4 protein-coding genes are annotated in these 4498 nt (G+C 71.2%); 2 read left to right on the top strand and 2 right to left on the bottom strand.

Annotated features, from left to right (window positions below):
• Nucleotides 1–268: 268 nt before the first annotated feature.
• Complete coding sequence (locus ACWDZ4_RS34955) at nt 269–1759, bottom strand: alpha/beta hydrolase family protein (protein ID WP_451512410.1); 1491 nt, start codon at nt 1757–1759, stop codon at nt 269–271.
• 364 nt (nt 1760–2123) lie between these two features.
• On the opposite strand from ACWDZ4_RS34955, the gene ACWDZ4_RS34950 reads away from it, so the two are divergent.
• Both ACWDZ4_RS34950 and ACWDZ4_RS34945 read left to right on the top strand, forming a co-directional pair.
• Entirely contained in the window at nt 2124–3392 is a 1269-nt protein-coding gene (locus ACWDZ4_RS34950) for a sensor histidine kinase (RefSeq protein WP_451512409.1), read from the top strand.
• Nucleotides 3389–4051: a response regulator gene (locus ACWDZ4_RS34945; RefSeq protein ID WP_451512408.1), complete on the top strand. Its 663-nt coding sequence runs from the start codon at nt 3389–3391 to the stop codon at nt 4049–4051. The genes ACWDZ4_RS34950 and ACWDZ4_RS34945 overlap by 4 nt, the downstream gene beginning before the upstream one ends.
• A 224-nt stretch (nt 4052–4275) precedes the next feature.
• Here the strand turns inward: ACWDZ4_RS34945 and ACWDZ4_RS34940 are convergent.
• Nucleotides 4276–4498, bottom strand: a 223-nt coding sequence (locus ACWDZ4_RS34940; RefSeq protein WP_451512407.1) for a hypothetical protein, incomplete at its 5' end; no start/stop codon positions are given.

Raw genomic sequence — 4498 nt, 5'->3', positions numbered from 1 at the left:
CTCCGGCACACCCGACGACCTCGAACGCACACTGCGCCGCGCATCACGCAGAATCCCACTCCGATGCCACCTGGTCGACGGCTGCCTCACCTCCACCAGCCTGGCACCCACGCCACCGACTCCACCCTGAAAACCTCAGTGACCACAGGCGACGTCTGGAGGGCAAGCCGTCCCTGAACTGTGCCGTCCGCGGCGGGGGCCACACCGCGGACGGCACTCTGGCAGGGGAGGGGAACGGCCGTGCCGTCGGCTGCCGCGGCACAGCTGATCAGCGGCTGTTGCCCGGGCGGTAGACGCTGAGGTCGCCGTGGGCCGACAGAACGCCGGCCAGGTCACCGGGTGTGTGCCGCAGGGTGGTGTCCAGGAAGGCGAGAGTGGCTGCGGCGACGACGCGCGGGCTCTCGGTGCGGCCCAGGGACCCGACTGCCGAGGGCACCGGCGGCAGGTACAGGGGGCCGTCCATGAAGGTGAGGTGTGCGGCGCCGGGGACGGTGAGCCGGTAGCTCGTCGCGGTGCTGAGCTTGAGGACCTTGGTGAGGCGAGGCAGGTAGCGCGGGTCGGTTTCCGGGCTGATGGCTTGGGTGAGCGCGAGCGCGGGCTGGCGGAAGGAGCGCAGGTCGGGGTCGCGGGGGTAGCCGTCCAGATTGATGACGGCGTCGAACCGGAGGTCCTGGCGGGCTGCCTGCAGGGCGGCACCGCCACCCAGGGAGTGGCCGGTCACCGCGGCTCGGCCGGTGTCCAGGCGCCCGGTCAGCGGGCCCGCGATCTCACCTCGGTCCAGACGGCCCAGCTGAGTGAGGACGAAGCTGAGGTCGGCGGCCCGGACCCGCGTTGTTTCGACGGCCAGTTCGCCGTCCTTGTCGTCGTCGCCGGTGGAGGCGATCTTGGTGTTGACCGTTCGGCCGTCGGTGAGGACGACGGCGGCGGAGTCGTACGGGTGGTCGAGGGCGGCGACCACATAGCCGTGGCTGGCCAGTTCCTCCGCCCAGGCGGTGTTCTGGGTGCGCACTCCCCCCAGCCCCGGGGAGAACAGTACGACCGGGAACCGTCCGCCCCTGCCGACCACCGGGGCGTCGAAGACCGAACGGGTGTGGGCACGCGGAACGCCGTCGACCAGGAAGCCGGGCAGGCCGGCATAGCGCGCGAGGGCGTCGGAGACGGTGCGCGCCTCGTGCTCCGTGCGTCCGAGGTACTGGGCCCGCCGCGCGCCTGCGGGGTTCTTCCGGGCGGGGTACCAGAGCTGGACCACGACCGTGCGCCGGTCGCCGCGTTCGGCGGTGGCGGTCTCGGGGCGGTGCGGGTCGGTCCACTGCATCACCCGGGTGCCGACCGCGAAGTGGCCCGACGGCTCGGGGAACACGGGTACGGGAAAGGCCCAGGCGGCCGCCGGGCCCGCGGCGATCAGGCCGACGCAGGCCACCGATCCCGGCAACGCCAGCCACCATCGGGCCCGCCTCGCCGGCCGGCCGGTACGTCGTCGCAGCAGAGGAGGGACGGCGAACGGCAGCGCGAAGGCAGCGCCTGCCAGCACCGGCAGCATCTGCCAGCGGATCCCCGCCACGCTCAGCACGACTGCGGACAGCACGAAGACCGCTCCCGCCGCGATCGTGACGCGTGGGCGGGCGGCGGGCGGAAGCCAGCGCGCCACCACCAGCGCGACGGCACCCAGCAGGGCAAGGGTTTCCAGGGGGGACATCTGAAGTCTCGTGATGATCTCGGTCACCCGGCCATCCTCGGCGCGGGGTACGCGCTGCCGCATCGGTCCCGGGTCGCCATCGCGTGCAACCGGAGTCGCCATCAGACGCATGTCCCTGGGCGACCGGAGTCGCATCCAGGCATACCGCCTGTGCAACCGGAGTCGCAATCGAGCACGCCGGGTCAGCGGCCGCTCTGCGACCGCGGGAGGTAACGGGACTCCTCCTGCGGTCGTATCTCGGCACGGTGTCATCAGACGGTGGACTCATGTGTTCCGTCGGACTGCGGCCTACCGTGGACCGTGACGGGGCCGCGGTACACGCCGGGGCAGCCCGGGGCTTCGCTCCCCGTACCCGGCCCGGCTCCGGCTGTACGCGGTGGCGGCCCCGGCCGGGGCCACCATGATGCTGAATCGACAGGAACGTGTGATGACCGAGGCGGCCGCAGAGCACGGCAAGGGCCACCCGGTGCGTGACCAGGACCGGGTACGGCTGACGAGGTACGCCGACCTGGCCTCCGCACGTGCGGCGCGCCTGGTGAGTACCGCCCGGCACTGGGGCTCCCGGCTGCCGCCCATGGTGTGGGACTCGCTGCTGCCGACGCTGCTCCTCGTCAACATCATGACCACGCGCCTGCCCCAAGAACTGCCAGTGGCCGTGGCCCTCACCACCGCCCTTGCGCTGCCCCTGGTGTGGCGGCGCCGGGCCCCGCTTGTGGTGTTCGGCGCGGTTGCAGCCGCGGCCTTCGTCCAGTGGCTGATGGACGTCCAACTGCTGGCGGACATCGCCTTGCTGGTAGCGCTGTACACGGTGGCCGCGAACTCCGGCCGGCGCGGCACACTTGTCGCCGGTGCCCTCGTGGAGGCAGGGGTCCTGCTGGCCTGTCTGCGCTGGGCGGCGGAAGGAGCATTTCCCACCACCTTCGTCGCGGCGACCGCGATGGCCGTCGCCGCCGCCGTCCTGGGTGTGAACGTGCGGACCAAGGGCGTCTACCTGGCGGCCCTGGAGGAACGGGCCGCACGCCTGGAGCAGGAGCAGGAACAGCAGGCACGGCTGGCCGCCGCCGAGGAAAGGACACGTATCACCCGGGAGATGCACGACATCGTCACCCACAACCTGTCCGTCATGGTCGCGCTCACCGACGCCGCCGTCTACGCGCAGCACCGGTCGCCCGACAAGGCAACCACCGTGATGCTCCAGATCTCCGAGACAGGCCGGCAGGCTCTGACCGACATGCGGCGCTCCCTGGGAGTCCTGCGGACCGACGAACCGGACGCGGAGCGCCACCCGCTGCCCGGCATCGCACAACTGGAGGCCCTCGCCGACCAGATGTGCGCCGCCGGGCTGCCGACCCGCCTCGAGGTCCAGGGCGGCCACACCCACATTCCCGCCACCGCACAACTGACCGTCTACCGCGTGGTACAGGAAGCCTTGACCAACACCCTCAAGCACGCACCCACCGGCACACACGCGAAGGTCCGGGTGCAGTGCTCGGCCGAGACCGTCACAGTGGACGTCACCGACAGCGGCCCCTGCCCGTCACTCCCCGGCGCCACGGCGTCCGGCCACGGCATCCCCGGCATGCGCGAGCGCGCGGCCGCCTACGGGGGGAAGGTGCGGGCCGGACCGCTTCCGAGCGGTGGCTGGGGAGTCCATACCCGTCTCTTCCTCGGCAGCAGCGGAGAGGTATCCGCATGACGATCCGCATCCTGATCGCCGACGACGAAGCGCTGCTCCGCATGGCCTTCAGCACCGTCCTGGAGGCCCAGCCCGACATGGCACCGGTCGGCGAGGCCGCGGACGGCACGGAGGCCGTACGCCTCGCCCGGGAGTTGCGCCCCGATGTCGTCCTCATGGACGTTCGGATGCCCGGAACCGACGGGATCGAGGCGACCCGACGGGTCGTCCGGATCTCCCCGCACAGCAGAGTGCTGATCCTCACCACCTTCGACCTGGACGAATACGCCTTCGCCGGACTCAAGGCCGGGGCCTCGGGCTTCCTGCTGAAGAACACCAGGCCCGAGGAACTGCTCACCGCCATACGCAGCGTGGCCGCGGGCGACGCGGTGGTCTCCCCGCGGATCACCCGCCGTCTGCTGGAGAACTTCTGCCCGCACATCCCCGACGGCAGCAGCGCCGACCGCGACGAGTGGCTGCGACGGCTCAGCGCCCGCGAGCGCGAGGTGCTCGTCCAGGTGGGCCGCGGCCTGTCCAACACCGAGATCGCGGCCGCCCTCTACCTCGCGGAGGCGACCGTGAAGTCCCATCTGGGGCGGATCCTGCAGAAGCTCGAACTCCGCGACCGGGTACAGGCCGTGGTCTTCGCTTACGAAAGCCGCCTCATCCACCCGGCATGACGCCGCCGCCCGGAGCCGACGGCGATGTCACACTCCCCAACAAGCGGCATGAACCCGGAACCTGGGAGAAGGCTCAACCCGGCACAGGTCCGGCCATCGCAGGAGCCGCCTACACGGTCCTGTTCTCGCGGTGAGGAGCCGCAGCATGCCGTACACGGCCGTCCCCCGTGCCGCCGTGCCCTCTTCCGGAAGGGATCGACGGGCAGCACGCGGTCGAGGGCCTCTCACAGACTGGTGCTGATGTATGAGGTCGGGGACCCGCCGAGCCGGGCAAAGTTCGGCGCGTTGTCCCGGCATGAGCGTACGACGTCCTCCTGAACGAGCGCGTCGCTGCTGCTCACAACATCGGGTTCGCCGTTCAGCACGGCGTTGAGGTCGAAGGACACGACGCAACCGTATGGCCGCAAGCCGCCTGGTCCCGGCCGACAGACATGCATGGCGTCCATC

The sequence above is a fragment of the Streptomyces sp. NPDC003016 genome, from assembly GCF_053591455.1.
This window is presented reverse-complemented; position numbering and strand designations above follow the sequence as displayed.

Bases quoted from the DNA above. Each gene is read 5' to 3' on its own strand.
- ACWDZ4_RS34950 (WP_451512409.1), top strand. From the start codon at position 2,124: ATGACCGAGGCGGCCGCAGAGCACGGCAAGGGCCACCCGGTGCGTGAC.
- ACWDZ4_RS34955 (WP_451512410.1), bottom strand. From the start codon at position 1,759: ATGCGGCAGCGCGTACCCCGCGCCGAGGATGGCCGGGTGACCGAGATC.
- ACWDZ4_RS34945 (WP_451512408.1), top strand. From the start codon at position 3,389: ATGACGATCCGCATCCTGATCGCCGACGACGAAGCGCTGCTCCGCATG.